Origin of the sequence: Ottowia beijingensis, from assembly GCF_042680925.1 — a bacterium.
GTDB lineage: Bacteria > Pseudomonadota > Gammaproteobacteria > Burkholderiales > Burkholderiaceae_C > Ottowia > Ottowia beijingensis.
In genome coordinates this window covers 1-25,589 of record NZ_JBHUEP010000002.1, presented here as the reverse complement: position 1 = coordinate 25,589, position 25,589 = coordinate 1, and the positions used below count along the sequence as shown (strand labels likewise).

Genomic DNA, 25,589 nt, shown 5'->3' with positions numbered 1-25,589 from the left:
TTTGGTGTGCTGGCACCAAACTCGCCGCTGAGAGCGGCGGTAACGGCGCTGGCTCAGCCTGCTGCGGCGCAACCAGCCACGGTCGAGACTGCACAATCTGGCGCGGGCGTGGGCGTACCTGGGGTGGCGGCGCCGGGCAACGCGGCCACACCCACACCAGAACCTGCAGCACCTCCCAAACGCCCAGCGCACTACCTATGGGCGGTGCTGATTGCCCGCATCTACGAGGTCTTCCCACTGCTGTGTCCGAACTGCGGGGGGCAAATGCGCATCATTGCCTTCATCACGCACAGCGCCGAAATCCGCCACATCCTGAACCACATCGGGGTGGAGTCTGCCCCCCCGCACATCACCCCGGCACGCGGGCCACCGCTGTGGGAGGGCTGCGACGCGCCGGTGGATGATGGTGCGCAAGGCGAGCCGGATTGGGATCTGGCAGCTCAACCCGACGAGGTAGACCAGCGCGTCAATTGGTGACCCAGTGAAGCGGCGGTATCCATCGCTGCGGGGAAGCAGCTGCGCGCGCGCCAGGCCCAAATGCATACTGCCTCCCAAGCTCTTGCCATTGAGCGGCAAGCGAGCGCTCAACCTTCCTTGGCCGAACGTGTTTCGAGGCCCAAAACTCGTGCCATACTTGGCCTCATGCGGTTGAATTTCCTATCCGTACAGCAGTACCGTCACCACGCCCAGCAGCATGGATGCCGCCATCACCAAGTAGGCCGTGGTCCAGGCGCCGGCCTGGTAGCCCGCCAGGCCGGCCACTTCAGCGCGCGCGGCCACCCACAGCACGCCCGCGCCGGCCCAGATCATGGCCAGGCGGTAGCCCGTCTGGTAGGTGGCGGCCAGGGCGGCCTGGTGGTCGGCGTCGGCGGATTCGATGCGGAAGGCGTCCAGCGCAATGTCCTGCGTGGCAGAGCCAAAGGCCACCAGCAGCGCGCACCACACTATGGGCCCCAGGGCGTCGCGCGGGTCGGCCAGCGCCATGCCGACCAGGCCGGTCATCACCAGCGCCTGCGCCAGCAGCAGCCAGCTGCGCCGCCGGCCCAGCCAGCGTGTGAGCAATGGCAGCGGCAGGCGGTCCACCAGCGGCGACCAGACCCACTTGAACGCATAGGCCAGCCCCACCCACGACAGGTAGCCGATGGTGGTGCGGTCGATGCCCGCCTCGCGCAGCCTGAAAGACAGCGTGCCCAGCACCAGCAACAGCGGCAGCCCCGCCGCAAAGCCCAGGGCCAGCATGCGCAGGCTGGCGGGCTCCAGATAGACAAGCCAGGCCTGGCGCCAGGAGCGGCGAGGGGGGGCAGCGGCAGCAGGGGGAGCGTTGGTGGCGGTTTCGGCAGGCATGGGCAAGGGCGGGGGATGGGTGCAATCGCGGGATTATCCGCACCGCAGCGCGCAGCGCGCAGCGCGCAGGACGCCATGACACCCGCCGGCCAGCATTGGCGGGGTGCGCCAGTCTGTCCTAGACTCGCGCCCATGACCATCCGCACCCCCAACCCCTTGTCCTCGTTGTCCGCCTGGCCGGGCTGCCTGTGCTGCGTCGCGCGCGGTGATCAGTCCGGCGGAATCTGGCAGGCGCGCCGCGCCTTTGTGCTGGCGGCGGCTGGGGCGGCGGCGCTGCCGGCGGCGGCGCAGGTGGATGTGGGCAGCGCATCGGGCATGCGCATGCTGGTGCCCGCCGAGACGCTGGAAGAATCCGCCGTGCAGCAATACAACCAGCTGCTGGCGCAGGCCAAGGCCAAACGCGCACTGGCGCCGGACAACCACCCGCAGCTGGTGGCGCTGCGCGGTATTGCCCGCCGCCTCATTCCCCACGCCGCGCAGTGGAACAGCCGCGCGGCCCAGTGGCGCTGGGAGATCAACCTGATCGCTAGCCGCCAGATCAACGCCTTTTGCATGCCGGGCGGCAAGATTGCGTTCTACACGGGCATCCTGGACCAGCTCAAGCTGACCGGCGACGAGGCCGCCATGATCATGGGCCACGAAATGGCCCACGCGCTGCGCGAGCACGCCCGCTCGCGCGTGGCCAAAAGCCAGGCCACCAGCATTGGCCTGTCGCTGGGCGCGCAGCTGCTGGGCCTGGGCGAGCTGGGCAACGTGGCGGCCAACCTGGGCACGCAGCTGCTCACGCTCAAGTTCAGCCGCTCCGACGAGACCGAGGCCGACCTGGTCGGCCTGGAGCTGGCCGCCCGCGCCGCCTACAACCCGCAGGCCGCCGTCAGCCTGTGGCGCAAGATGGGCGCGGCCACGGGCAACAACGGCGTCGCGTTCTTGTCCACCCACCCCTCGGGGCCAGACCGCATCCGCGAGCTGGAGGGCAACGTGCCCAAGGTGCAGGGGCTGTACCAGGCGGCGCGGGGTGGTTGATTTGCTTCTTTATTGATAGCTGTTGGCGCTTGTCAGTCAAGCGCTGGTGGCTGATTTGGCTTGAAGCTGCGGCGGTGCGCAGCCCGGCAAAAAGGCGCGGCCTTCGCGCAGGGCGCGGATCAGCAAATCGGGCGTGGCGCGGATGTGTGCCTCCAGCGCCAGCGCGGCGCGGGCGTCCTGGCCTGACATGGCCAGCGCGAAGATTTCGGTGTGCTCGGCGTGCACATCGCGCACACCACCCGGCAGGCCCATGGCGCAGAAGCGGTAGCGCTCGCTGTGGCGCGACAGCAGGCGCAACACCCGCACCGTCCAGGGCGAGGTGTGGCCCGCCAGCAGCGCCTCATGAAAGCGCACGTTCAGCAGCTCCCACTGGCGGCGGCGGTGCGGCGCGATGGGCTGCTCTTCGGCCGAGATGGCCGCATAGGCCTCGGCAAGCGCTTCGCGCCACTGTGCATCACCGGCGCGAATGGACTGGCGCAGCGCGTCGGTCTCGATGTGCACGCGCAGCGTGGTGATGTCTTCCAGCTCTTGCAGCGCGATGGGCGCCACGCGAAAGCCGCGCTGCCCCTCCACGGTCACCAGCGCGTCGCTCACCAGCCGCGTGAGCGCCTCGCGCAGCGTGCCCGCGCCCACCTCGTACTGGGTGCGCAGGTGCTCGATGCGCAGCTTGCTGCCGGGCGCAAGGCGGCCCTCGACGATGTCGCTGCGCAGCGTGGCGTAGGTTTGCTCGATCAGCGTGCGCGAGGGTGCGCCGTGCAGGCTGGCATCGGCGGCGGCGTGGCCGCCAGCCAGCGCAATCAAAGGGTGAAAGCTGCGTTTGGCCATGGCAATGCGGGGCTGGTGTGCGCCTCACGAAGCCGCCAGCGGCCGCTCTTGCAGGCGCGACAGGCGGTAGCTCAGCTGCGGGCGCGTCAGGCCCAGCGCGCGCGCCGCCGCGGCCAGGTTGCCGCCTGCGCGCGCCACGGCCTCGCGGATCAGCGCGTCTTCGAGCGCGTCCAGCGTCAGGCCGCTGGCTTGCAGGGTGTCGTACAGACTGGCGCTTTGCTGGCAGTGCGCCTCGCTCTCCAGCGCGCCGACGGCGTTCACGGTGTGCGCCGCGGGCGTGGCGGAGGCGGGGAAAAGCATGGCGGCGTCCACCAGGTCGTCGTTGGGCGCCAGGATCACGCCGCGCTCGACCAGGTTTTCCAGCTCGCGCACGTTGCCGGGCCAGGCGTGCTGGCGCATGGCGGTCATGGCCAGGTCAGTGAAGCCCGCCAGGCGCTTGCCGTGCAGGGCGGCGTAGCGCTGCAGCAGGTGCATGGCCAGCAGTTCGATGTCGTCCGCGCGCTCGCGCAGCGCCGGTATGCGGATGGGATAGACGTTCAGGCGGTAGAGCAGGTCGCGCCGAAAGCGCCCTTCCTCCACGGCTTTTTCCAGATCGACGTTGGTGGCGGCAATCACGCGCACGTCCACCTTGCGCGGCTGCGTGCCGCCCAGGCGCTCCACTTCGCCCTGCTGCAGCACGCGCAGCAGCTTGGCCTGCGCGGGTAGCGGCAGCTCGCCCAGCTCGTCCAGCAGCAAGGTGCCGCCGTGCGCGCGCTCGAAGCGGCCCACGCGCGCGGCGGTGGCGCCGGTGTAGGCGCCTTTTTCGGCGCCGAAGAGCTCGCTTTCGATCAAATCGGCGGGCAGCGCCGCGCAGTTGACGGCCACGAAGGGCTTGTCGGCGCGCGGGCCCATGGCGTGCAGCGCGCGCGCAAAGCGCTCTTTGCCCACGCCGGTCTCGCCGGTCAGCAGCACGGTGACCTGCGTGGGCGCGGCCTTGCGCAGCAGCTCCACGGTGTCGTTGAAGGCGCGCGAGCGTCCCAGCAGCGGGCCCTGGTCGTCCGCGGGCTGTAGCTGGGTGCGTAGCGCATCCGCCTGCGACTGCAGCTCGCCCAGGCGCACCAGCATGGAGTCGGGGTCGTAGTCGCGCGCCAGTTGCTCGCCGTCGGGCCATTCGTGCTCAAAGCGGCCCTCGATCAGGCAGTGCGGGTGGCCGCAGGCAGTGCACTGCACTTCCTTGAAAAGGGCCGGGCGGCGAAAGAACGCGCTGGTGTAGCCCGAGGCATAGCCCAGCAGCATCCAGCACACGGGCGCACCTTGCGGGCCCCAGGCGCGCTGGTGCACCTCGGCCTCCCAGCTGTGATCCCACTGAAAGATGCCGTGAAAGTGGCTTGCCGCCTCGTCCAGCTCGAACACCTTCGGCTGCACGCGCACAGCGCCTTCCAGCATGTGCAGCTGCGGCCCTACGGCAAAGGCGTCGAACAGCGATGCGCCCGGCCGCACCTGGCGCGCCAGCAGCGCATCGCGCTCGCCCGATGCGTAGCCCGCACGCATCAGCAAGCGGCGGGCGTGCTCCGGCCCCAGGCTGGCCACCAGCTCGCGCCGCAACGCCTGAAAGGCCGCCGCATGTACCAGCAGCATGCGCTGATCAGCCAGCCAGATGCGCCCATCGACGGGCGAGAAGTGCACCAGCCGGCGCAAGTCGGCGTCGGACGGGTAGGGGGGCAGGGTGGTGGCTGGCATGAAAAAAGTATCGATAAACAGCGGGTGGTCGTCCATCGGGATCGACCCGGGGAGGTTTTTCATCATTTCATGAACTGGCTGACCCCTGGGTCTCATCAAAACATCATGCTGCTGTGCAGCAATCGCGGCTCCGGGCTGTCCGCGGGTGCCGCAGCCGGCGGCTACCAACCTGCGGGCGGGCCTCTTTGACGCGATTTGCTAGGGATTAACCCTGGATTTATCGATATTTGCGCGCAAAACGCCAGCATTGGCATGGCCCGTGCAAAACAGATGGCGCAAAACCGAAAAGGAGACCGTCATGACCCACACCGCCATTGCCACCGACGCATCTGCCACCCCGCAACCCGTCTGCGATCTGTCGCAGCGGTTTGTGCGCGTGCTGGGCCGCCGCGACAACGGCTTTGTCGAGTTTGCTTTCTCGATCGGATGGCCCGAGCTGTCGGTGGAGCTGATGCTCCCTGAACCGGCATTCGATGCCTTTTGCGCGGCGCACCGCGTGCGCCACCTGGATGACTGAGCCCTGCCCCAACAACCACGACCAGGAGATAAGCCCCATGAACATCGACTTGCAGGCGCGCGAAATTCAGCCGCTGCGCAACACCTTCGCCCGCGTGGCGGCCTACACGGGCGACAAGCCCGCGTCGCGCTACCTTGAAGCCACGCTGGGCATTCAGAACGCCGCGAACTTCCATTACCGCCCGACCTGGGAGCCCGAATTCGAGCTGTTTGATGCTGGCCGCACGGCCGTCAAACTGGCTGACTGGGATGCCCTGCGCGACCCGCGCCAGTATTACTACGCCAACTGGACCATGGCGCGTGCGCGCCAGCAAGAGGCGATGGAGGCCAACTACCAGTTTGTCGAGTCGCGCGGCCTGATCGACAAGATTCCCGACGCGCAGCGCGCCGCAGCCTGCGAGGTGCTCATGCCGCTGCGCCACGCGGCCTGGGGCGCCAACATGAACAATTGCCAGGTGTGTGCACGCGGCTATGGAACGGCCTTTACCGCCCCGGCCATGATGCACGCCATGGACCAGCTAGGCGTGGCCCAGTACCTGACCCGCCTGGGCCTGGCGCTGGGGGAGCCCGGCGCACTGGAAGCCGGCAAGAACGACTGGCTGCAGGACCCGCGCTGGCAGGGACTGCGCAAGCTGGTGGAGGACACGCTGGTCGTCAACGACCCGTTCGAGCTGTTTGTGGCGCAGAACCTGGCGCTCGACGGTCTGCTGTACCCGCTGATCTACACGCATTTCGTGGACGACCACCTTGCGGTGCAGGGCGGTACGGCGGTGGCCATGCTCACGGCCTTCATGCCCGAATGGCATGACGAGAGCGCACGCTGGGTGGACGCGGTCATCAAAGTGGCCGCCGCCGCATCGGACGACAACCGCGCGCTGATTACCGGCTGGTTCAAGACCTATGCCGACAGTGCGCAGGCCGCGCTGGCGCCGGTGGCAGAGATGGCCTTGGGCGCTGCCGGTGCCGAAGCCCTGCTGGCCGTGCGCGAAACCCTCAACACCCGCGCCCGCAAGGCCGGTCTAACCCTCTGAGAAAGTTTGTGATGACCGAACCCGTTTCTAAAGTTTTCATTGCCTTCCAAGACAACGAAGAATCGCGCCCGATTGTCGATGCCATCTTGGCCGACAACCCCGAAGCCACTGCCGTGCATTCGCCCGGTTTGGTCAAGATCGACGCCCCCGGCCGCTTGGTAGTGCGCCGCGAGAGCATCGAAGAGCAAACCGGCCAGCGTTTTGACCTGCAACAGATTCACGTCAATCTGGTCACGATCTCAGGCTACATCAATGAAGACGACGACGAGTTGTCGTTGAGCTGGCTGCGCTAAAGCAGCCGCCACCCCCCGATTTATTGCCGCAACCACCAGGAGATAACACCATGGACGCACCCGTTACCAAAAAGAAGCTCGGCCTGAAAGAACGCCACATCGCCATGACGCGCGATCTGGCCTGGGACACTACCTACCAACCGATGGACAAGGTGTTCCCGTTCGACAAATACGAAGGCATCAAGATCCACGACTGGGATAAATGGGAAGACCCGTTTCGCCTGACCATGGACGCCTACTGGAAATACCAGGGCGAGAAGGAAAAGAAGCTCTATGCCGTGATCGAGGCCTTTGCGCAGAACAATGGCCAGCTGGGTATTTCGGATGCGCGCTATGTGAATGCGATCAAGATCTTCTTCCAGGCCGTGACCCCGATAGAGTACCTCGCGCACCGCGGCTTTGCCCATGTGGGCCGCCACTTCACCGGTGCCGGTGCCCGCGTTGCCGCGCAGATGCAGTCCATTGACGAGCTGCGCCACTGCCAGACCGAAACCCACGCCCTGTCGCACTACAACAAGTATTTCAATGGCCTGCACCAGGCACCCCACATGTTTGACCGTGTGTGGTACCTGTCCGTGCCCAAGTCGTTTTTTGAAGACGCCTCCACCGCAGGGCCGTTCGAGTTCCTCACCGCCGTGAGCTTCTCGTTCGAGTACGTGCTGACCAACCTGGTGTTCGTGCCCTTCATGTCCGGCGCCGCCCACAACGGCGACATGAGCACCGTGACGTTTGGCTTCTCGGCCCAGTCCGACGAATCGCGTCACATGACCCTGGGCATCGAGTGCATCAAGTTCATGCTCGAGCAGGACCCGGCCAACGTGCCGATCGTGCAGAAGTGGATCGACAAGTGGCTCTGGCGCGGCTACCGCCTGCTGACCATCGTGGCCATGATGCAGGACTACATGCTGCCCAAGCGCGTGATGAGCTGGAAGGAGGCCTGGGAGATGTACGCCGAGGAAAACGGTGGCGCGCTGTTCCGCGATCTGGCCCGCTATGGCATCCGCGAACCCAAGGGCTGGAAGGAGGCGTGCGCCGGCAAAGACCACATCAGCCACCAGGCCTGGAATACCTTCTACAACTATGCGGCTGCTGCGCCCTTCCACACCTGGATTCCCAAGGAAGACGAGATGCAGTGGCTGAGCGAAAAGTACCCCGACACCTTCGACAAGTACTACCGGCCGCGCTTCGAGCATTTCCACGCGCAGCAGCAACAGGGCAAGCGCTTTTACAACAAGACGCTGCCCATGCTGTGCACCATCTGCCAGGTCCCCATGTTCTTTACCGAGCCCGGCGATCCGACCAAGATCTGCTACCGCGAGTCCGACTACCACGGCGACAAGTACCACTTCTGCAGCGACGGTTGCAAAGAAATTTTTGACGACGAGCCCGAGAAATATTCGCAAGCCTGGCTGCCCGTGCACCAGATTTACCAGGGCAACTGCTTCCCCGAGGGCACCGACCCGACGGTGGAGGGCTTTGACCCGATGGCTGCCGTGATGGACTACTACGACCTGAAGGTGGGCCGGGACAACCTCGACTTTGAAGGCTCGGAAGACCAGAAGAACTTTGCCGCCTGGCGTGGTGATGCTGTTCAAGGAGACAAGGCATGAGCGTCGTTGCTGTCAAACCCTACGACTTTCCCGCCCGCGACCGGCGCGAGAACTTCCCCGCACCGCTGCTCTACATCGGCTGGGAGGATCACCTGATGTTTGCATCACCGGTCTGCCTGCCGTTGCCGCCGGATACCCCGTTCGGCGCGCTGGCCCAGGGCGTGCTGCCCGGCGTGTACGGCGAGCACCCCGACTTTGCCAAGATCGACTGGTCCCAGGTCGAGTGGTTCAAGTCCGGCCAGCCGTGGACGCCCGATCCGGCCAAGTCGCTGCAGGCCAATGGCCTTCAGCACAAGGACGCGATCCGTTTTCGCACCCCGGGCCTGACCGGCATCCAGGGTACGTGCAGCTAAGTCCCATTCGGTGAGGGAAGCCCGGGGGCTACCCCCGGGCCCCGCGTCCATGCCATGACCTACCAACTGACCATCGAGCCCTTGGGCGCAACGATCGACGTCGAAGAGGGCCAGACCCTGCTCGACGCCGCGCTGCGCCAGGGCATCTACATTCCCCACGCCTGCGGCCACGGCCTGTGCGGCACCTGCAAGGTGCAGGTATCCGACGGCGAGGTGGACCACGGTGCCGCCAACCCCTTTGCGCTGCTGGAGATGGAGCGCGACGACGGCAAGACCCTCGCCTGCTGCGCCACGCTGCAGTCGGACGCCACCATTGAGGCCGATATCGACGACGAGCCCGATGCACAGATCATCCCCATGCGCGACTTTGAAGCCACGGTGGCGCGCATCGAGCAGCTCACGCCAACCATCAAGGCGCTGCATTTGCGTCTGAACCAGCCCATCCGCTACCAGGCGGGGCAGTATGTGCAGGTGCAGATTCCCGGCGTGGAAGGGGGCCGTGCGTTCTCGATTGCCAATGCCCCGCAAGCCGGCGGCCAGAGCAGCGAGATCGAGCTGAATGTGCGCCGGGTGCCCGGCGGTGCGGGCACCACCTGGCTGCACGAATCGCTCAACGTGGGCGACCGGTTGCAGCTGACCGGGCCGTATGGGCGCTTTTTTGTGCGCCGCTCGGCCGCCATGCCGATGGTGTTCATGGCCGGCGGCTCGGGCCTGTCGAGTCCGCGCGCCATGATTCTGGATCTGCTGGCCAGCGGTTGCACGCAGCCCATCACGCTGGTCTATGGCCAGCGCAGCGCGCAGGAGCTTTATTACGACGCCGAGTTTCGCGCCCTGGCGGCGCGCCACCCGCATTTCACCTACGTGCCCGCGCTGTCGGAAGCTGCCGACAGCGATGGCTGGGACGGTGCGCGCGGCTTTGTGCATGAAGCGGCCAGGGCGCACTTTGGCGGCAGCTTCACCGGTCACAAGGCATACCTCTGCGGGCCGCCGCCCATGATCGAAGCGTGCATCGGAACGCTGATGCAGGGGCGCCTTTTCGAGCGCGACATCTACACCGAGAAATTCCTCTCGGCAGCCGATGCGCAGCAGGCGCGCAGCCCGTTGTTCCGGACCATCTAGGAGTTGCCATGGGTGCCACCACCTGCCAGCAAGTGCGTGTCAGCGTGTCGCAGACCGGCGACTGTTTTGACTGCGCCACCAACGAAAGTCTGCTCGCCGGCATGTTGCGGCTGGGCCGCAAGGGCATTCCAGCCGGGTGCGTCAATGGTGGCTGCGGGGTCTGCAAGGTGCGCATTGTGGAGGGTGCGGTGCAGTCGCTCGGACCCGTCAGCCGTGCGCATGTCAGCACCGAAGAAGAAGCCAACGGCTACACGCTGGCCTGCCGCGTGGCGCCCACCCAGGCGGTGTGCCTGGAAGTGGCCGCCCGATTGCGCAAACCGTTTCTGGGCAGTGCCGCCTCGGTGGCGCAACGTCCAGCCAATTGAGTCATTGAAGATTTATCAACCAAGAGGAGACATGAAATGGGTGTACTGAGAATCGGCCACGCGAGCCTGCGGGTCATGGATATCGCTGCTGCCGTCAAGCACTACGAAGAGGTCCTGGGCCTCAAGACCGTCATGAAGGACAGTGCGGGCAACGTCTACCTGAAATGCTGGGACGAGTGGGACAAATACTCCATCATCCTGACCCCCAGCGACCGGGCGGGCCTGAACCACGTTGCCTACAAGGTGGAGAAAGACGAGGATCTGGACGCGCTGCAGGCACGCATCGAGGCCTGGGGCATCAAGACCACGCTGCTGCCTGAAGGCACGCTGCCCTCCACCGGCCGCATGCTGCAGTTCAACCTGCCCAGCGGCCACGAAATGCGCCTGTACGCCATGAAGGAATACGTGGGCACCGATGTGGGCACTGTCAATCCCGACCCGTGGCCCGACGGTGTCCGGGGCGCGGGCGCGCACTGGCTCGACCACCTGCTGCTGATGTGCGAGATGAACCCCGAGGCCGGCATCAACACCGTGCAGGACAACACGCGTTTCATGAAGGAATGCCTGGACTTTTTCTTGACCGAGCAGGTGCTGGTGGGCCCCCAGGGCGACATGCAGGCCGCCACCTGGATGGCGCGCACGTCCACGCCACACGACATCGCCTTTGTGGGCGGCCCTGTCAGCGGCCTGCACCACATCGCGTTTTTCCTGGATTCGTGGCACGACGTGCTCAAGTCCGCCGACGTCATGGCCAAGAAGAAGGTCAAGATCGACGTGGCCCCTACGCGCCACGGCATCACGCGCGGCGAGACCATTTATTTCTTCGACCCCAGCGGCAACCGCAACGAAACCTTTGCCGGACTGGGCTACCTGGCGCAGCCCGACCGCCCAGTGACCACCTGGAGCGAGGACAAGATGGGCAGAGGGATCTTCTATCACACGGGTGACCTGGTGCCGTCCTTCACGGACGTCTATACCTGATCGGGCGCGCATCCATGCACAAGGAACACAGCATGAAAAAACACAGGGTCATTGCCGCGCTTGCCCTGGCAGGCGGTCTGGCCGCGCCGCTGGCTCAGGCCGAGGGGCACTACGTGCCCGGCGTCGAGGGGATGCAGGCGGCGAGCGTGCCGCCGCCCGGCTTCTACTACCTGGGCTATCTCCTCAACTACGACATCGACGATTTCCGCGCGCCAGGCACCAAGAGCAACCTGCCGGGGCACAACCGCGGCACCGTCTCGGCGCTGGCCAACCGCTTCGTCTGGGTCACGCAGCACAAGCTGCTGGGCGCCGACTACGGCATGGAGGCCATCGTGCCCCTGATGCGCACTTCGCTCACCATCAACGCGGCGGGCATCTCCGACACCCGCTCGGGCGTGGGCGACGTGTATCTGGGGCCGCTGGTGCTGGGCTGGCATGGCCCCCAGTGGGACGCCGTGGCGGCCGCGGGCATGTGGTTCGACACCGCCAGCACCAGCGACCCCGCCTCCCCGGGCAAGGGCTTCAAGAGCACCATGCTCACGGGCGGCCTGACCTACTACTTCGACGGCGCCAAGACCTGGTCGGGTTCGGGGCTGATGCGCTTCGAGCGCAACGGCAAGAACGGCGCGGGCATGCGCCCTGGCAACCAGATCACGCTGGAATGGGGCCTGGGCAAGTCCTTCGGCGCCTGGCAGGCGGGGCTGGTGGGCTACAGCCAGTGGCAGACCAGCGAAGACAGCGGGCCGGGCGCCAGCACCCACAAGGCATCGCGCCACGCGCTGGGCGCCGAGGTGGTCTATCCCGTGCCTGGCGCGGGCATGTTCCTGAAGGGCGCGCTCTACAAGGAGCTGAGCGCCGAGGCCGGCACCGGCGCGCAGCCCAAGGGCTCTCTGCTGCGCTTCTCGCTCGTAAAAGCCTTCTGAGCGGTGAGCGGTGAGCGCTGCCGCAGGCGGCTACCCCGGCGCAGCGGCGCGCACTTGTGCAAAGGCGCGCACCACGTCCAGAAATGCCCCCAGCACGGGGGAAGGGTCATCGCTGCGGTACAGGCAGCTGAGCTCGATGTCGCTCAGGTGGCGCGAGCGCAGCGGCCGGTAGGTCACGCCGGGCAGGCGCAAGCTGGTGGCCGAGCGGGTGGTGATGCAGCAGCCAAAGCCGCCCGCCACCAGCGCCACGGCGGTCACTACGTCCTGCACCTCCTGCTCGACGCGCAGGGGGACGCCCTCGGCGCGGAAAGCGTCCGTCACCTCCTGTGCCAGACCGCGCAGGGGCACGTTGGGGTAGAGGATGAGCGGCATGCCCTCCAGGTCGGACAGGCGCAGCGAGGGGCGCACCGCCAGCGGGTGGCTGGCCGCCAGGGCCACCACCAGCGGCTCGTGCAGAACGGTTTCGATGCTGATGTCGGCCTCTTGCGGCACCAGACGGTTAAAGCCCACGCTGATGCGCCGCTCGCGCAGCGCCTGCAGCTGGGCGTCTTTGGTCAGGTTATGCAAAACAATTTTGACTTCGGGGCGCTCCTCGTGAAAGCGCGCCAGGATGCGTGGGATCACATCCAGCACGCCCGAGCCGAACAGCCCCACATCCAGCTGCCCGATCAGGCCCTGGCCTGCCAGTCGCGTGCGCTCCAGCGCCTGCTGTGCCAGCGCGAGCAGGTTGGGGGTTTCCTGCAGCAAGGTGTGGCCGGCGTCGGTGAGCTGCATGCCTTTGGGGGTGCGCACAAACAGCGGCACGCCGATTTTTTCTTCCAGCGCCTGGATGTGGCGCGTCAGCGGCGGCTGCGACAAATGCAGGCGGGCCGCCGCACGGCCAATGTGGCCCTCTTCGGCCACGGCAAGAAAGTGGCGCAGGTCACGCAAATCCATGGGGGCTCCCGTCCGTGCTGTAAAGATGCTGAAATGGTATGGGATACCGCAAAAAACAGTATTGGAAGGTATCGGGAGGGCGTCCCATCATCGCGGGCATGGCCTGCTTGCCGAGTGGCGCAGCTTTTCAAGGACACCGAATGACGGCTTCTTCACCCGCCTCTCCCGCCTCCCACACTTCCCCTTCGGCGACCGCCCGCGGTGCAGTGTCCGACGCTTCCCGCCGTGTGGTCACCGTGCTGATTGCCCGCCGCGTGGCGCCCGCGTCGGTGGCGGCGTTTGAGGTGGCCATCCAAGGCATGCTGGCCGCTGCCGAAGGGTTTGCCGGGCACCTGGGCGGCCAGGTCATCCGACCCGGTGACAGCGACACCCCGGGCGAATCGCTTGCTGCGGACGGCAGCACCGAGCCGCTGCTCTACCACGTCGTTTTTGCGTTCGATAACGAAGCCCACCTGGCCGCCTGGCAAAACTCCGCCGAGCGCGCGCACTGGCTGGCCCAGGTGCTGCCGCACACCGTGGGGCAGCAGCAGCTGCACCGGGTTACCGGCCTGGACTACTGGTTTGCCGCCCCCAACAGCACCACCCGCCCCGCGCCGCCGCGCTGGAAGGTGGCCACCGTGACCTGGCTGGGCATTTTTCCTACCGTGCTGCTGCTGTTTCTGACCATTGCGCCGCTGATGGCCGACTGGTACCTGGTGCCGCGCGTGATGGTCATTACCGTGCTGGTCGTGCTGATCATGACCTGGGTGGTGGCGCCGCGCCTGACGCGCTGGCTGCATTCCTGGCTGCACGCCAAGCGTTGAAATCGCCCTATCACAAAAATCAAGGGAAAACCCTAATAAATGCCAAAACGGTATTGAGGGTGGGCAAAAATGGTATTGGACGGTATTGAAATGTCTTTCTATCGTTGCTTCCTGGCTCGCAATTGCTGGTTTTTTAAAGGCACCGCGTAAGCGACACACCACCATGCAGAAATTTGTCGTCAGCATCGAAGACACCGGCGAGCAGTACAGCTGCGTCGGCGGTCGCTCCGTGCTGGAAGGCATGGAAGCGTTGGGCAAAAAAGGCATTCCCGTGGGCTGCCGGCAGGGCGGCTGCGGCGTGTGCAAGGTGCACATCCTGGAAGGCCAGTACGCGCGCCGCGTGATGAGCCGCGCGCATGTCAGTGCCGAGGAAGAAGCCGCTGGCTGCGTACTGTCGTGCCGCATCTACCCGACCAGCGACCTGCGTCTGCAGGTCGTGGGTGCAATGAAAAAGAACGTCTGCCGCCCGCTGGCGGCGCCCCCGTCAACCCACCCGTGAACCCCATCAAAGGAGACCCACCATGGCATTAACCGGCGTTTTGCGCCCAGGACACGCACAAATCCGCGTGCTGGATCTGGAGGAATCGGTCAAGTGGTACACCGAGGTCATGGGCCTGGTGCCCATGGGCCGCGACAGCCAGGGCCGCGCCTATTTCAAAACCCGCGCCGAGCGCGATCACAACAGCGTGATCCTGCGCCAGGCCGACCAGGCGGGTATCGACCTGTTTGCCTTCAAGGTGCTGGACAAGGCCACGCTGGAAGACTTCGACAAAAAGCTGCAAGCCTTCGGCGTGAAAACCGAGCGCATCCCCGCCGGTGAGCTGCTGGAGACCGGCGAGCGCGTGCGCTTCCAGATCCCCACGGGCCACACCGTCGAGCTGTACGCCGAGAAAACCGACGTGGGCAACGGCATCGGCTACTTCGACCCCGATGTGGACGTGCTCGACGGCCCTGGCATTCGCCCCATCCGCATGGACCACTGCCTGCTGTACGGCGGCGACATCGAAGGCAACCTCAAGCTGTTCACCGAAGTACTGGGCTTCACCCTGGTCGAGCGCGTGAAGCTGGAAGACGGCAAGACCGACCTGGCCATCTGGATCACCTGCAGCGCCAAGGCGCACGACATCGCCTTCGTGCGCAGCCCCGAGGACGGCAAGCTGCACCATGTGTCGTTCCAGATGCCCAGCTGGGAGAGCGTGCTGCGCGCGGCCGACATCATGAGCATCAACCGCGTCTCGATCGACATCGGCCCCACGCGCCACGGCGTCACGCAGGGCACGACGATCTACTTCTTCGACCCCAGCGGCAACCGGCTGGAGACCTTCTGCGGCGGCTACGACCACTACCCCGACATGCACCCCATCACCTGGAGCTGGGAGAACGTGGGCCGCGGCATCTTCTATCACGACCGCAAGCTCAACGACGCTTTCCTGAGCGTGGTGACCTAAAGGAGCAGGCGGCAATGGCACAACACAGCGTTGAACAACGCGCCATCACTGCCGAGGCCGCCAACGCGGCCGTGGTTGCAGCGGTGGCCAAGGCGGGCGAGCTGGGCATCCGCATCAATGTCGCCGTGACCGACGCATCGGGCGTGCTGGCGGCCTTTCTGCGCATGCCGGGGGCGTTTTTGCATTCGGTGGACATTGCCATCGACAAGGCCTACACCAGCGCCGGCTTTGGCTTTGCCACGGCGCAGTGGGCCGGCATTTTGCAGGGCGACGAAGCGCTGCGCCTGGGCATGCCCACGCGCCCGCGCAACGTGGTTTTTGGCGGCGGCCTGCCCATGCGTGAGGGCGGGGCGCTGATCGGCGGCATTGGCGTGTCCGGCGGCAGCGCCGAGCAGGACGAAATCTGTGCCCGCGCCGCGCTGGCCGCGCTGGGGCTGGATTGCTGAGGATGCCCGGCATCCCGGACAAGCCGCAGCGTTGTTCAACATTTCCATAGCAAGGTAACACCATGAAAGAGTTTCTGAATTTCATCAACGGCGAATATGTTCGCAACGCCAGCGGCAAGACCTTCCAGGACATCAACCCGGTGAACGGCAGCGTCATCGGCAATATTTACGAAGCGGGGCAGGCCGAGGTCGATGCCGCCGTGGCCGCCGCGCGCGCCGCGCTCAAGGGCGACTGGGGCCGCCTGTCGGTGGCCGAGCGCTGCAAGCTGCTGGACGCCGTGGCCGGTGAGATCAACCGCCGCTTCGACGACTTTTTGCAGGCCGAAATTGCCGACACCGGCAAGCCGCACCACCTGGCCTCGCACGTGGACATTCCGCGCGGCGCCGCCAACTTCCAGATCTTCATCGACACCATCAAGAGCACGGCCACCGAGTCGTTCAACATGCGCACGCCCGACGGCAAGACGGCATTGAGCTACGGCGTGCGCGTGCCGCGCGGCGTGATTGCCGTGGTCTGCCCCTGGAACCTGCCGCTGCTGCTGATGACCTGGAAGGTGGGCCCGGCCCTGGCCTGCGGCAACACCGTGGTCGTCAAGCCCAGCGAAGAAACCCCCGCTACCGCCACGCTGCTGGGCGAGGTGATGAACGCTGTGGGCATGCCCAAGGGCGTGTACAACGTGGTGCACGGCTTTGGCCCTGCCTCGGCCGGTGAATTTTTGACCAAGCACCCCGGCGTGAACGGCATTACCTTCACCGGCGAGACGCGCACCGGTACCGCCATCATGAAGGCCGCTGCCGATGGCGTGCGCCCCGTGTCGCTGGAAATGGGCGGCAAGAACGCCGCCGTGGTGTTTGCTGATTGCGACTTCCAGGTAACCATCGATACGCTGACGCGCTCGTGCTTTGAAAACGCTGGCCAGGTCTGCCTGGGCACCGAGCGCGTGTACGTCGAGCGACCCATCTTCGACAAAGTGGTGGCTGCCCTGAAAGAGCGCGCCGAAGCCATGAAGCCCGGCCTGCCGTTTGATCACGACACCAAGATTGGCCCGCTGATCAGCAAGAAGCACCAGGCCAAGGTGCTGGGCTTGTACAAGACAGCCAAGGACGAAGGCGCCACCATCGTCACCGGCGGCGGCATCCCCGACATGCCCGACGCGCTGAAGGATGGCTCCTGGGTGCAACCCACCATCTGGACCGGCCTGCCCGAAACCGCCACCGTGGTGACCGAAGAAATTTTTGGCCCCTGCTGCCACATCAGCCCCTTCGACAGCGAAGAGGAAGTGCTGGGCAAGGTCAACGCCAACCGCTACGGCCTGGCCACGGCCATCTTCACGCAAGACATTGCGCGCGCCAACCGCCTGGCGCACCAGATCGAAGTGGGCCTGTGCTGGATCAACGCCTGGTTCCTGCGCGACCTGCGCACGCCGTTTGGCGGCTCCAAGCAATCGGGCATCGGCCGCGAAGGCGGTGTGCACTCGCTCGAGTTTTATACCGAGCTGCGCAACGTGATGGTGAAGTTCTAAGCCAAATCGGCCTCTCGCGCTTGCCAGGCAAGCGCGAGTAGCTCTTATAAAAATAGCAAGGAGACAGTTTCACATGAGCAATACATCGTCCAACCCCGAGATCGGGCACAGCATCGAAGCAGCGGGCATTCGCACCAACTACCACGACAGTGGTGGCCAGGGCGCGCCCGTGCTGCTCATCCACGGCTCGGGGCCGGGTGTTTCTGCCTGGGCCAACTGGCGCCTGGTGATGCCCGCGCTGGCGCAGAACGCCCGCGTGATTGCGCCCGACATGGTGGGCTTTGGCTACTCGGAGCGCCCGCAAGGCTTTGTCTACAGCATGGACGCCTGGGTGCGCCAGGCTGTGGGCCTGCTCGATGCCCTAGGCATTGAGCGCACCGACCTGGTGGGCAACTCGTTTGGCGGCGGCCTGTCGCTGGCGCTGGCCATTGCCCACCCCGAGCGCGTGCGCCGCTTGGTGCTGATGGGCAGTGCCGGTGTCTCCTTCCCCCTGACCGAGGGGCTGGACGCCGTGTGGGGCTACACCCCCTCGGTAGAGAACATGCGCGCCATCATGGACTACTTCGCCTTCGACCAAGGCCTGATGAGCGACGACCTGGCGCGCCTGCGCTTTGAGGCCAGCATCCGCCCCGGCTTTCAAGAATCGTTCGCCGCCATGTTCCCCGCCCCGCGCCAGCGCTGGATTGAAGCCCTGGCCAGCGCCGAGGCCGACATCCGTGCCCTGCCGCACCAAGCCCTGGTCATCCATGGCCGCGAAGACCGCGTGATCCCGCTGAGCACCTCGCTGACCTTGTCCAGCTGGATTCAGCGCTCCCAACTGCACGTCTATGGCCAATGCGGCCACTGGACGCAAATTGAACACGCCGCGCGCTTTGCCCGCCTGGTGGGCGACTTCCTTGCTGAAGCGCACCCCGACGAGCCGCTGCCGCTGCGGCCCTGAACGACTTTTCTGAACACCCTCGCCAAAGGAACCCCCATGACCATGACCCCTGCCTTGATCGAACAACTGGGCGACGAGCTGTACCAGGCCCTGACGCAGCGCCAAACGCTGGAGCCGCTGACCAACCTCCATGCCGACATCACCATTGAAGACGCCTACGCCATCCAGCAAAAAATGCTGGCGCGCCGCTTGGCCGCTGGTGAAAAAGTGGTCGGCAAGAAAATTGGCGTGACCAGCCAGGCCGTGATGAACATGCTGGGCGTGTTCCAGCCCGACTTTGGCTGGCTCACCGACGGCATGGTGTTCAACGAAGGCGAGGCCGTGCCCGCCAACACGCTGATCCAACCCAAGGCCGAGGGCGAGATTGCCTTCGTGCTGAAGAAAACCCTCAAGGGCCCCGGCGTGACGGCGGCCGACGTGCTGGCCGCCACCGAGGGCGTGATGGCCTGCTTTGAAATCGTGGATTCGCGCATCCGCGACTGGAAAATCAAGATTCAAGACACCGTGGCTGACAACGCCAGCTGCGGCGTGTTCGTGCTGGGCGACCGCCTGGTCGATCCGCGCGACGTGGACTTGGGCACCTGCGGCATGGTACTGGAAAAGAATGGCGAGATCGTTGCCACCGGTGCTGGCGCTGCGGCCCTGGGCCACCCCGCCAACGCCGTGGCCTGGCTGGCCAACACGCTGGGCCGCCTGGGCATTGCGCTGGAAGCCGGTGAAGTGGTGCTGTCGGGTTCGCTGGGCATCATGGTGCCTGTGCAAGCGGGCGACAACCTGCGTGTGACCATCGGCGGCATCGGCGGTTGCTCGGTGCGTTTCCTCTAAGGAGCGCGGCATGGACTTGCAACTCAGCGGCAAACGCGCCCTGGTCACCGGCTCCACCGCAGGCATTGGCTTTGCCATTGCCACCGAACTAGCACGCGAAGGCGTGGCCGTCGTGCTCAATGGCCGCAGCGAGGAGCGCGTGGCCCAAGCCGTGCAGCGCCTGCAGGCGGCCGTGCCACAGGCCCAGGTGCGCGGCGTGGCTGCCGACGTGGCCACGGCCGTCGGCTGCGACCTGCTGGCCCAGGCCAGCGCGGGCGTGGACATTCTGGTGAACAACTTCGGCATCTTCGATCCGCAGCCCTTCGGGGCCATCGACGATGCCCAGTGGCAGCGCTTTTTTGATGCCAACGTGATGAGTGGCGTGCGCCTAAGCCGCGCACTGCTGCCCGCCATGCAGGCCGCAGGCTGGGGCCGGATCGTGTTCATTAACAGCGAGTCCGGCGTGAATCCCCCCACCGAAATGGTGCATTACGGCATGAGCAAGGCAGCACAGCTGTCCGTCTCACGCGGGCTGGCGCAGCACTGCGCAGGCACGGGCGTGACGGTCAATGCCGTGCTGCCCGGCCCCACCAGCACTGAGGGAGTGGGCGACTTTTTCGCCAAGCTGGCTGCCGACCAGGGCGTGGATCTGGCCGAGGCCGAGCGGCGCTTTTTCGCCCAGGCACGCCCCACCTCGCTGCTGCGCCGCTTCATCGAACCTTCCGAGGTTGCCGCACTAGTGGCCTATGTGTGCAGCCCCCGATCCTCCGCCACCAATGGTGCAGCGCTGCGGGTTGAGGGCGGCATCCTGTCTTCGATTTGCTGACCCTTTTTTCCAAAGGACTTCTTATGACCCAAAAAATCAAATGTGCCCTGATCGGCCCCGGTAACATCGGCACCGACCTGCTGGCCAAGCTGCAGCGCAGCCCCGTGCTCGAACCCGTGTGGATGGTGGGTATCGACCCCGAATCGGACGGCTTGAAGCGTGCCCGTGAGATGGGCATCAAAACCACCCACGAAGGCGTGGATGGCCTGATCCCCTACATGAAGGCAGACGGCGTGCAAATCGTCTTCGACGCCACCAGCGCCTACGTGCACGCCGAGAACTCGCGCAAGGTCAACGCGCAGGGCGCCCTCATGATCGACCTCACGCCTGCGGCCATCGGCCCGTTCTGCGTGCCGCCCGTCAACCTGAAGGAGCACGTGGGCAAGGCCGAGATGAACGTCAACATGGTCACCTGCGGTGGCCAGGCCACCATCCCCATGGTCGCAGCGGTGAGCCGCGTGCAGCCTGTGGCGTATGGCGAGATCGTCGCCACCGTCTCCAGCCGCTCGGCGGGCCCCGGCACGCGCAAGAACATCGACGAGTTCACCCGCACCACCGCCGGTGCCATTGAGAAGGTGGGCGGCGCCAAAAAGGGCAAGGCCATCATCATCATCAACCCGGCCGATCCACCGCTGATCATGCGCGACACCGTGCACTGCCTGGTGGAAGGCGAGCCCGACCGCGAAGCCATCACCAAGAGCATTCACGACATGCTGGCCGAAGTGCAAAAGTACGTGCCCGGCTACAAGCTGGTCAACGGCCCGGTGTTTGACGGCAACCGCGTCTCGGTCTTTCTGGAGGTTGAAGGCCTGGGCGACTACCTGCCCAAGTACGCCGGCAACCTGGACATCATGACCGCCGCTGCCGCGCGCACCGCCGAAATGTTTGCCGAAGAAATTTTGGCCGGCACGCTCACCTTGCAAGCCGCCTAAGGAGTTTTGACATGACACAAAAAATCACCCTGCACGACATGACGCTGCGCGACGGCATGCACCCCAAGCGCCACCTGATGACCTTGGAGCAAATGAAGTCCGTGGCCCAGGGGCTGGACGCTGCAGGCATCCCACTCATCGAGGTCACCCACGGCGATGGCCTGGGCGGCGCTTCGGTGAACTACGGCTTTCCGGCGCACAGCGACGAAGAGTATTTGAGCACCGTCATCCCGCTAATGAAACAGGCCAAAGTCTCGGCCCTGCTGCTGCCGGGCATCGGCACCGTCGATCACCTCAAAATGGCCCATGGCCTGGGTGTGCACACCATCCGCGTGGCCACCCACTGCACCGAGGCCGATGTGAGCGAGCAGCACATCACCATGGCCCGCAAACTGGACATGGACACCGTCGGCTTTCTGATGATGGCGCACATGAGCGATTCTGCCGGTCTCATCAAACAAGCCAAGCTGATGGAAGGCTACGGTGCTAACTGCATCTACGTCACCGACTCGGCCGGCTACCTGCTGCCCGACCAGGTGAAAGAGCGCATCGCTGCCGTGCGCGATGCCCTGAAGCCCGAGACCGAGCTGGGCTTTCACGGCCACCACAACCTCGCCATGGGCGTAGCCAACAGCGTGGCCGCCATCGAGGCCGGTGCCAACCGCATTGATGCCGCTGCTGCTGGCCTGGGCGCTGGCGCAGGCAACACCCCGATGGAAGTGCTGGTGGCCGTTCTCGACCGCATGGGCATCCAAACCGGGGTGGACGTGTGGAAGATCCAAGACGTGGCCGAAGACCTGGTCGTACCCTTGATGGACTTCCCTATCCGCATCGACCGCGACGCGCTCACGCTGGGCTACGCCGGGGTGTATGGCAGCTTCTTGCTGTTTGCCAAGCGTGCTGAGAAGAAGTACGGCATTCCGGCGCGCGATCTGCTGGTCGAGCTGGGCCGCCGTGGCATGGTGGGTGGTCAGGAAGACATGATTGAAGACACCGCCCTGACCATGGCCCGCGAACGTGGCATTGCCCTGCCTGCATAACCTGCTTGCAAAGCAACGTCAGCACTGCCCCAGCGCGGTGCTGACCTGGGCCACCACGCTCAACCCTTGATCAACCCTTGAACCAGGAGTGCCTCCAATGAACATGCTCGCATGGTGGAACCCCGCTACAGGGCTTGGCTTTGCGCTGGGCCTGCTGTGCGGAATGGCCTTGGTGGCCCTGGTGGCCTGGTGCAGTCGTGGAAGACTTCGGTGGCGCAACCGCCGGGGCGCTTCTCGCCAGACCGTATTGGCACAGATCGACCAGCACGCGCTGGACGTGATTGTCAATAACGCGAGCATGCTGTCCTCCTTCACCCGGGTGGTGGCTTTTTCTCGCACGCAAGAGAGCAGCCTGCAGGCCCTGGATCAGAGCGTGCATGGCTTGTCTGAAAGCGTCGAGACGGTGGTGCAATCGGCCGACATCTCTCGCCAGCAAGTGCAATCCATGTACGAGCTGGCACTCGATGGCGACCGCTTGCTGCGCGAGACAACAGAGCAAATCACCGCCCTGGGCAGTTCTGCCCATGGCCTGGATGTCCGTTTTGGCGAAGTCCGCCAGCACACTGCCGCCATTGACGGCATCCTGTCCATGATTAAGAACGTAGCCATGCAAACGCACTTACTCTCCCTCAACGCCGCCGTGGAAGCCGCCCGAGCGGGCGAGCAGGGTCGGGGCTTTGCCGTGGTGGCCGACGAAGTGCGCAAACTGGCCGCCCGCACCAGCGAAGCGACCCAGCAAATTCAGCAGATGGTCGTCGGCATCACCCATAGCACGCAAGAAGCCGATCAATTTCTGCAAACCGTGCTGCAAGGCATGGATAGCGGTGTGGCCCGCACCCAACAAACGAGCAATGCCCTGGCCGACATCCGCGCCCGGGCTGAACAGGCGCTGACCGCTACCAGCAGCATGGCCCAGGCGGTGCAAACACAAACCCACTGGGGCGAACGCCTGCGCCAGCAAAGCGAAACTCTGTCACAAGCGGCCAAGGAATCGGTGGAATGGATTGGCAAAAGCAACACCCAGGTGCGCACCGTGCAAGCCATGGTGGGCCAGCTCAAACGCGAAACAGCCGCCCTGCAGCCCAAGCGCCAGGCGCTGGAAGTGATCAGCGATGGGGTGGAAGAAATGCGTGCCTGCAACATCCTTATCATGAATTCCGAAACATGGAACGATGTGGCCGCCGTAGTTCACCGCATTGGTGAACTCGACCAGCTCATCGACCAGGCATGGGCCCAGGCCGCCACCCTGCGCACCCGCGCTGCCGGCCAAGACTTTGACCGCGCCATGGCGCACTACCGCCAAGTGCGTGCCCGAATGCTGGAGTGTGCCCGCCAGGGCGACTTTGACACCATCCGGCAACTGGTCCCCGAGCAGGTGCGCCCCGCTTACGACCGCGTCAAAAACGCCTTGAGCGCCCTGGGCGATAGCACAGGCCGCAACGTTCCGGCCACCGCCGCCGCAGCGACACCCCAAACAAGCGCACCGGTGCCCGCCGTACCCAGCAACCGGGTGACCCCAGTTCTGCGCCAGGCAGGGCAGCCTTTCAGGCTATAGCCCATTAACCAACGCGGCACTTGGGCTAACGATTTCCGACTTTTTATTCATCCCAACTTTTTTGGAGTATTCACTATGGCACTCTCACCCCAAACCATCGCCCAACTTGCTGAACACCTGGAAACCTGCCAGCTTGAAGTTCGCGATACACCCAAAATCACCAACGACCACCCTGATATGGACTGGGACGATGCCTATGCGATTCAAGATGTCATCCTGCAGCGCAAGCTGGCACGCGGCGCGCGCGTTGTTGGCCTGAAGGCGGGCCTGACCTCACACGCCAAAATGAAACAAATGGGCGTGACCAACCCGGTGTTCGGCTTCCTGGTCGATGAATACGTGGTCTCCGAAGGGGCCACCGTGAACACCGCCGAACTGATTCACCCCAAGGTAGAACCCGAAATCGCCTTCGTGCTCAAGCACGCGCTCAAGGGGCCGGGCTGCCACATCGGCGCCGTGCTGGCGGCAACCGACTTCGTGCTGCCCGGCATCGAGGTCATCGACAGCCGCTACCGCGACTTCAAGTTTGACCTCAAGAGCGTGGTGGCCGACAACACCTCGGCCTCGCGCTTCGTGGTCGGCGGGCGCGCGATGCGCCCCGAAGACGTGGACCTGCGCACCGTGGGCATCGTGCTGGAGAAAAACGGCGAGCCCGTCGCTCTGGGCGCTGGCGCTGCCGTGCTGGGTCACCCCGCAGCGGCCATTGCCATGCTGGCCAACCACCTGGGCCGCCGCGGCCAGGAGATCCCGGCCGGCAGCCTGATTCTGTCGGGCGGCGCCACCGAAGCCGTGGCCGTGGCCGCGGGCGACAGCGTCTGCCTGCGCGTGCAGGGCATGGGCAGCGTCTCGCTGCGCTTTGCCTGAGGGGCCGCGTCGCCCCTTTTTTGATGCAACCACAACGATAACTGGAGACAGCGCATGCAACGACGTGACTTCATGACCGCAGGCGCGCTGGCCGCGCTGGGCGCAACCCTGCCCGGCGCCGCCTGGGCGCAGTCGGCCTACCCGACCAGGCCTGTGCGCCTGATCGTGCCCTTTCCGCCCGGCGGGCCGACAGACATCATGGGCCGCACGGCCGCCAAGGCCATGGGCGACCAGCTGGGCCAGCAGTTCGTGGTGGAAAACAAGGCCGGCGCGGGCGGCAACATCGGCACCGACGCGGTGGCCAAGTCCGCGCCGGATGGCTACACCGTCGGCCTGTCGGCCATCAGCAGCCTGGCGATTGCCCCGCACCTGTATGGCAGCGTGCCGTTCAATGTCGAAAAAGACTTTGTCCCGATCTCCCTGGTGGGCACCACGCCTTGCGCGCTGGTCGTGAATCCGTCGGCGCCGTTCTCCGACTTCAAGGGCATGGTGGCCTATGCCAGGGCCAACCCCGGCAAGCTCAGCTACGCCACTTCCGGCATCGGCACCAGCAACCACCTGGCGGCCGAGCTGCTGCAGTCGGTGGCGGGTATCAAGCTGACCAACGTGCCGTACAAGGGCTCCAGCCAGATCGTGCCGGACCTGCTGTCGGGCACGGTGCTGATGAGCATGGAAAGCTCGCTGGCCACCACCTTGCAGCATGTCAGGGCAGGCAAGCTCAAGGCCATCGCGGTCACATCGCAACAGCGCACCAGGGCCCTGCCCCATGTGCCGACGATCGCCGAGTCCGGCTACCCCGGCTTTGAGGTGGAGACCTGGTTTGGCCTGATCGCGCCCGCCGGCACACCCGCAGCCATCGTCCAGAAGCTGCAGGCTGCCTGGGCCGCCGGCTCTGCCGCCCCCGAAGCGCAGACCGCGTTTGACAACATCTCCGGCAACCTGCGCGTCACCACGCCGCAGCAGTTTGCCGAGTTCATCCGCACCGAAAACCGCCGCTGGGGCGACCTGATCCGCAAGAACGGCATCAAGGCGGAATAAACCCCTTTTTCACAGACGGACACACCATGCCATTCGCACAGATCTACATTATCGAAGGCCGCACCGAGGAGCAGAAAAAGGCTGTCATCGAGAAGGTGACCCAGGCCCTCGTCGATGCAGTGGGCGCGCCGCCCGCCAACGTGCGCGTCTGGATCCACGATGTTCCCAAGGAAAACTGGGGCATCGCGGGCGTCAGCGCCAAGGAACTGGGACGGTAAGCGCCTTGTGGCCAAAATAGCTTGCAGCGCTTATCCAGCAAGCGTTGCGGATGAGCGAGCACCAGCGCCGCTCACTGGTACGTGAACTGCGCGACGAAGTGGCGCGCTGCGCCG

At 65.3% G+C, this 25,589-nt stretch carries 27 protein-coding genes and 2 pseudogenes; 25 read left to right on the top strand and 4 right to left on the bottom strand.

Annotation, left to right across the window (positions count from 1 at the left end):
• Window positions 1-477, top strand: a pseudogene (locus ACFSCU_RS02145) (IS91 family transposase); the annotation flags it as partial.
• Window positions 478-666: 189 nt separating this feature from the next.
• Here the strand turns inward: ACFSCU_RS02145 and ACFSCU_RS02140 are convergent.
• A pseudogene (locus ACFSCU_RS02140) lies at window positions 667-1,344 on the bottom strand (MFS transporter); the annotation flags it as partial.
• A 132-nt stretch (window positions 1,345-1,476) separates the two neighbouring features.
• On the opposite strand from ACFSCU_RS02140, the gene ACFSCU_RS02135 reads away from it, so the two are divergent.
• Window positions 1,477-2,367 (top strand): M48 family metallopeptidase, encoded by an 891-nt coding sequence (locus tag ACFSCU_RS02135; protein ID WP_377559760.1) that lies wholly within the window; start codon window positions 1,477-1,479, stop codon window positions 2,365-2,367.
• A 36-nt stretch (window positions 2,368-2,403) separates the two neighbouring features.
• Here ACFSCU_RS02135 and ACFSCU_RS02130 read toward each other — a convergent pair whose 3' ends face one another.
• Both ACFSCU_RS02130 and ACFSCU_RS02125 read right to left on the bottom strand, forming a co-directional pair.
• Window positions 2,404-3,192 carry a GntR family transcriptional regulator gene (locus tag ACFSCU_RS02130; protein ID WP_377559759.1) on the bottom strand — a complete coding sequence of 263 codons (789 nt, stop codon included), beginning with the start codon at window positions 3,190-3,192 and terminating at the stop codon, window positions 2,404-2,406.
• Window positions 3,193-3,216: 24 nt separating this feature from the next.
• Window positions 3,217-4,911, bottom strand: a complete 1,695-nt coding sequence (locus ACFSCU_RS02125; RefSeq protein WP_377559758.1) for a sigma 54-interacting transcriptional regulator — start codon at window positions 4,909-4,911, stop codon at window positions 3,217-3,219.
• Between the two features lie 298 nt (window positions 4,912-5,209).
• Between ACFSCU_RS02125 and ACFSCU_RS02120 the strand changes: the two genes are divergently transcribed.
• From ACFSCU_RS02120 to ACFSCU_RS02080, 9 genes are read left to right on the top strand one after another with little or no spacing between them, the layout of a single operon-like run.
• Window positions 5,210-5,428 carry a phenol hydroxylase subunit gene (locus tag ACFSCU_RS02120; protein WP_047350239.1) on the top strand — a complete coding sequence of 73 codons (219 nt, stop codon included), beginning with the start codon at window positions 5,210-5,212 and terminating at the stop codon, window positions 5,426-5,428.
• Between the two features lie 37 nt (window positions 5,429-5,465).
• Entirely contained in the window at window positions 5,466-6,458 is a 993-nt protein-coding gene (locus tag ACFSCU_RS02115; RefSeq protein ID WP_377559757.1) for a ferritin family protein, read from the top strand.
• A gap of 11 nt (window positions 6,459-6,469) precedes the next feature.
• Window positions 6,470-6,751 carry an MmoB/DmpM family protein gene (locus ACFSCU_RS02110; RefSeq protein WP_180551531.1) on the top strand — a complete coding sequence of 94 codons (282 nt, stop codon included), beginning with the start codon at window positions 6,470-6,472 and terminating at the stop codon, window positions 6,749-6,751.
• Window positions 6,752-6,801: 50 nt separating this feature from the next.
• Window positions 6,802-8,361 (top strand): aromatic/alkene/methane monooxygenase hydroxylase/oxygenase subunit alpha, encoded by a 1,560-nt coding sequence (locus ACFSCU_RS02105; protein ID WP_047350220.1) that lies wholly within the window; start codon window positions 6,802-6,804, stop codon window positions 8,359-8,361.
• Entirely contained in the window at window positions 8,358-8,714 is a 357-nt protein-coding gene (locus ACFSCU_RS02100; protein ID WP_024538558.1) for a phenol hydroxylase subunit P4, read from the top strand. Before ACFSCU_RS02105 ends, ACFSCU_RS02100 begins: the two co-directional genes overlap by 4 nt.
• A gap of 54 nt (window positions 8,715-8,768) precedes the next feature.
• Window positions 8,769-9,833 (top strand): NADH:ubiquinone reductase (Na(+)-transporting) subunit F, encoded by a 1,065-nt coding sequence (locus tag ACFSCU_RS02095; RefSeq protein WP_377559756.1) that lies wholly within the window; start codon window positions 8,769-8,771, stop codon window positions 9,831-9,833.
• 8 nt (window positions 9,834-9,841) lie between these two features.
• On the top strand, window positions 9,842-10,198 hold the full coding sequence (locus tag ACFSCU_RS02090; RefSeq protein WP_180551532.1) for a 2Fe-2S iron-sulfur cluster-binding protein: 357 nt from the start codon (window positions 9,842-9,844) through the stop codon (window positions 10,196-10,198).
• A gap of 36 nt (window positions 10,199-10,234) precedes the next feature.
• Complete coding sequence (locus ACFSCU_RS02085; protein WP_180551533.1) at window positions 10,235-11,179, top strand: catechol 2,3-dioxygenase; 945 nt, start codon at window positions 10,235-10,237, stop codon at window positions 11,177-11,179.
• Between the two features lie 32 nt (window positions 11,180-11,211).
• Entirely contained in the window at window positions 11,212-12,102 is an 891-nt protein-coding gene (locus tag ACFSCU_RS02080) for a SphA family protein (protein ID WP_377559755.1), read from the top strand.
• Between the two features lie 30 nt (window positions 12,103-12,132).
• On the opposite strand, the gene ACFSCU_RS02075 is transcribed toward ACFSCU_RS02080, so the two are convergent.
• On the bottom strand, window positions 12,133-13,038 hold the full coding sequence (locus ACFSCU_RS02075) for a LysR family transcriptional regulator (RefSeq protein WP_377559753.1): 906 nt from the start codon (window positions 13,036-13,038) through the stop codon (window positions 12,133-12,135).
• Between the two features lie 206 nt (window positions 13,039-13,244).
• On the opposite strand from ACFSCU_RS02075, the gene ACFSCU_RS02070 reads away from it, so the two are divergent.
• The 14 genes from ACFSCU_RS02070 (at window position 13,245) to ACFSCU_RS02005 (ending at window position 25,475) form a co-directional block, all read left to right on the top strand.
• On the top strand, window positions 13,245-13,841 hold the full coding sequence (locus ACFSCU_RS02070) for a putative antibiotic biosynthesis monooxygenase (protein WP_180551534.1): 597 nt from the start codon (window positions 13,245-13,247) through the stop codon (window positions 13,839-13,841).
• Between the two features lie 163 nt (window positions 13,842-14,004).
• Window positions 14,005-14,340: a 2Fe-2S iron-sulfur cluster binding domain-containing protein gene (locus ACFSCU_RS02065; RefSeq protein WP_377559752.1), complete on the top strand. Its 336-nt coding sequence runs from the start codon at window positions 14,005-14,007 to the stop codon at window positions 14,338-14,340.
• Window positions 14,341-14,362: 22 nt separating this feature from the next.
• Window positions 14,363-15,289, top strand: a complete 927-nt coding sequence (locus ACFSCU_RS02060) for a catechol 2,3-dioxygenase (RefSeq protein ID WP_377559751.1) — start codon at window positions 14,363-14,365, stop codon at window positions 15,287-15,289.
• Window positions 15,290-15,303: 14 nt separating this feature from the next.
• Entirely contained in the window at window positions 15,304-15,735 is a 432-nt protein-coding gene (locus tag ACFSCU_RS02055) for a GlcG/HbpS family heme-binding protein (RefSeq protein WP_180551535.1), read from the top strand.
• Window positions 15,736-15,797: 62 nt separating this feature from the next.
• Window positions 15,798-17,258, top strand: coding sequence for a 2-hydroxymuconic semialdehyde dehydrogenase (locus tag ACFSCU_RS02050; protein ID WP_377559750.1), 1,461 nt, complete (start codon window positions 15,798-15,800; stop codon window positions 17,256-17,258).
• Window positions 17,259-17,331: 73 nt separating this feature from the next.
• Window positions 17,332-18,198 (top strand): alpha/beta fold hydrolase, encoded by an 867-nt coding sequence (locus ACFSCU_RS02045; protein ID WP_032490125.1) that lies wholly within the window; start codon window positions 17,332-17,334, stop codon window positions 18,196-18,198.
• A 42-nt stretch (window positions 18,199-18,240) separates the two neighbouring features.
• On the top strand, window positions 18,241-19,023 hold the full coding sequence (dmpE, locus tag ACFSCU_RS02040; RefSeq protein WP_047350414.1) for a 2-oxopent-4-enoate hydratase: 783 nt from the start codon (window positions 18,241-18,243) through the stop codon (window positions 19,021-19,023).
• Window positions 19,024-19,033: 10 nt separating this feature from the next.
• Window positions 19,034-19,828 carry an SDR family NAD(P)-dependent oxidoreductase gene (locus tag ACFSCU_RS02035; RefSeq protein WP_032490127.1) on the top strand — a complete coding sequence of 265 codons (795 nt, stop codon included), beginning with the start codon at window positions 19,034-19,036 and terminating at the stop codon, window positions 19,826-19,828.
• Window positions 19,829-19,851: 23 nt separating this feature from the next.
• Window positions 19,852-20,760 (top strand): acetaldehyde dehydrogenase (acetylating), encoded by a 909-nt coding sequence (locus ACFSCU_RS02030; protein ID WP_377559749.1) that lies wholly within the window; start codon window positions 19,852-19,854, stop codon window positions 20,758-20,760.
• Window positions 20,761-20,771: 11 nt separating this feature from the next.
• On the top strand, window positions 20,772-21,800 hold the full coding sequence (dmpG, locus tag ACFSCU_RS02025) for a 4-hydroxy-2-oxovalerate aldolase (protein ID WP_377559748.1): 1,029 nt from the start codon (window positions 20,772-20,774) through the stop codon (window positions 21,798-21,800).
• Between the two features lie 97 nt (window positions 21,801-21,897).
• Window positions 21,898-23,355, top strand: coding sequence for a methyl-accepting chemotaxis protein (locus tag ACFSCU_RS02020; protein ID WP_180551537.1), 1,458 nt, complete (start codon window positions 21,898-21,900; stop codon window positions 23,353-23,355).
• A 75-nt stretch (window positions 23,356-23,430) separates the two neighbouring features.
• The gene (dmpH, locus tag ACFSCU_RS02015; RefSeq protein ID WP_180551538.1) at window positions 23,431-24,219 is read left to right on the top strand and encodes a 2-oxo-3-hexenedioate decarboxylase; all 789 of its coding nucleotides are present in this window, start codon (window positions 23,431-23,433) and stop codon (window positions 24,217-24,219) included.
• A 54-nt stretch (window positions 24,220-24,273) separates the two neighbouring features.
• Window positions 24,274-25,257, top strand: a complete 984-nt coding sequence (locus tag ACFSCU_RS02010) for a Bug family tripartite tricarboxylate transporter substrate binding protein (RefSeq protein ID WP_377559747.1) — start codon at window positions 24,274-24,276, stop codon at window positions 25,255-25,257.
• Window positions 25,258-25,283: 26 nt separating this feature from the next.
• Complete coding sequence (locus tag ACFSCU_RS02005) at window positions 25,284-25,475, top strand: 2-hydroxymuconate tautomerase (protein ID WP_047350381.1); 192 nt, start codon at window positions 25,284-25,286, stop codon at window positions 25,473-25,475.
• The last annotated feature ends 114 nt before the right edge of the window (window positions 25,476-25,589 follow it).

Bases quoted from the DNA above. Each gene is read 5' to 3' on its own strand.
- dmpH (WP_180551538.1), top strand. From the start codon at position 23,431: ATGGCACTCTCACCCCAAACCATCGCCCAACTTGCTGAACACCTGGAA.
- ACFSCU_RS02100 (WP_024538558.1), top strand. From the start codon at position 8,358: ATGAGCGTCGTTGCTGTCAAACCCTACGACTTTCCCGCCCGCGACCGG.
- ACFSCU_RS02045 (WP_032490125.1), top strand. From the start codon at position 17,332: ATGAGCAATACATCGTCCAACCCCGAGATCGGGCACAGCATCGAAGCA.
- ACFSCU_RS02135 (WP_377559760.1), top strand. From the start codon at position 1,477: ATGACCATCCGCACCCCCAACCCCTTGTCCTCGTTGTCCGCCTGGCCG.
- ACFSCU_RS02075 (WP_377559753.1), bottom strand. From the start codon at position 13,038: ATGGATTTGCGTGACCTGCGCCACTTTCTTGCCGTGGCCGAAGAGGGC.
- dmpG (WP_377559748.1), top strand. From the start codon at position 20,772: ATGACACAAAAAATCACCCTGCACGACATGACGCTGCGCGACGGCATG.
- ACFSCU_RS02110 (WP_180551531.1), top strand. From the start codon at position 6,470: ATGACCGAACCCGTTTCTAAAGTTTTCATTGCCTTCCAAGACAACGAA.
- ACFSCU_RS02030 (WP_377559749.1), top strand. From the start codon at position 19,852: ATGACCCAAAAAATCAAATGTGCCCTGATCGGCCCCGGTAACATCGGC.
- ACFSCU_RS02080 (WP_377559755.1), top strand. From the start codon at position 11,212: ATGAAAAAACACAGGGTCATTGCCGCGCTTGCCCTGGCAGGCGGTCTG.
- ACFSCU_RS02125 (WP_377559758.1), bottom strand. From the start codon at position 4,911: ATGCCAGCCACCACCCTGCCCCCCTACCCGTCCGACGCCGACTTGCGC.
- ACFSCU_RS02020 (WP_180551537.1), top strand. From the start codon at position 21,898: ATGAACATGCTCGCATGGTGGAACCCCGCTACAGGGCTTGGCTTTGCG.
- ACFSCU_RS02035 (WP_032490127.1), top strand. From the start codon at position 19,034: ATGGACTTGCAACTCAGCGGCAAACGCGCCCTGGTCACCGGCTCCACC.
- ACFSCU_RS02005 (WP_047350381.1), top strand. From the start codon at position 25,284: ATGCCATTCGCACAGATCTACATTATCGAAGGCCGCACCGAGGAGCAG.
- ACFSCU_RS02060 (WP_377559751.1), top strand. From the start codon at position 14,363: ATGGCATTAACCGGCGTTTTGCGCCCAGGACACGCACAAATCCGCGTG.
- ACFSCU_RS02010 (WP_377559747.1), top strand. From the start codon at position 24,274: ATGCAACGACGTGACTTCATGACCGCAGGCGCGCTGGCCGCGCTGGGC.
- dmpE (WP_047350414.1), top strand. From the start codon at position 18,241: ATGACCCCTGCCTTGATCGAACAACTGGGCGACGAGCTGTACCAGGCC.
- ACFSCU_RS02050 (WP_377559750.1), top strand. From the start codon at position 15,798: ATGAAAGAGTTTCTGAATTTCATCAACGGCGAATATGTTCGCAACGCC.
- ACFSCU_RS02130 (WP_377559759.1), bottom strand. From the start codon at position 3,192: ATGGCCAAACGCAGCTTTCACCCTTTGATTGCGCTGGCTGGCGGCCAC.
- ACFSCU_RS02115 (WP_377559757.1), top strand. From the start codon at position 5,466: ATGAACATCGACTTGCAGGCGCGCGAAATTCAGCCGCTGCGCAACACC.
- ACFSCU_RS02065 (WP_377559752.1), top strand. From the start codon at position 14,005: ATGCAGAAATTTGTCGTCAGCATCGAAGACACCGGCGAGCAGTACAGC.
- ACFSCU_RS02085 (WP_180551533.1), top strand. From the start codon at position 10,235: ATGGGTGTACTGAGAATCGGCCACGCGAGCCTGCGGGTCATGGATATC.
- ACFSCU_RS02120 (WP_047350239.1), top strand. From the start codon at position 5,210: ATGACCCACACCGCCATTGCCACCGACGCATCTGCCACCCCGCAACCC.
- ACFSCU_RS02105 (WP_047350220.1), top strand. From the start codon at position 6,802: ATGGACGCACCCGTTACCAAAAAGAAGCTCGGCCTGAAAGAACGCCAC.
- ACFSCU_RS02095 (WP_377559756.1), top strand. From the start codon at position 8,769: ATGACCTACCAACTGACCATCGAGCCCTTGGGCGCAACGATCGACGTC.
- ACFSCU_RS02090 (WP_180551532.1), top strand. From the start codon at position 9,842: ATGGGTGCCACCACCTGCCAGCAAGTGCGTGTCAGCGTGTCGCAGACC.
- ACFSCU_RS02055 (WP_180551535.1), top strand. From the start codon at position 15,304: ATGGCACAACACAGCGTTGAACAACGCGCCATCACTGCCGAGGCCGCC.